The following is a 286-nucleotide window of genomic DNA, read 5'->3' on the forward strand; positions in this document are numbered from 1 at the left end:
TTCGCTGGCAGCACGGCAATGAGCAGCGCCGCCGCCAAAGGACAGCCCAAAAGCACCAGAAGTAACATTGAGTAATCCATGGCTTATTCCTTCAGCTCGCAGAGGTCGTCGGCGTCAAGGGTGTGCGCATAGCGCGCCATGCGCCACACGAGCACCGCCAAGATAATCACCGCGAAGATGGCGTCGGTGGCGACGCCGATCTCCACCAGCTCCGGCGCCTGAGGCGCCAGAAGCGCGAGCGTCACATGGGAGACGTTCTCCATCAGGCAGTATCCGAAGATCTGCT

1 pseudogene is annotated in these 286 nt (G+C 60.8%); it reads right to left on the reverse strand.

Going from position 1 to position 286, the window contains the following annotated elements:
- Positions 1–83 precede the first annotated feature (83 nt).
- Positions 84–286: pseudogene (hyfE, locus tag NE591_RS15655) on the reverse strand (hydrogenase 4 membrane subunit); the annotation flags it as partial.

Origin of the sequence: Adlercreutzia sp. DFI.6.23 (assembly GCF_024462535.1) — a bacterium.
GTDB classification, from domain to species: domain Bacteria; phylum Actinomycetota; class Coriobacteriia; order Coriobacteriales; family Eggerthellaceae; genus Adlercreutzia; species Adlercreutzia rubneri.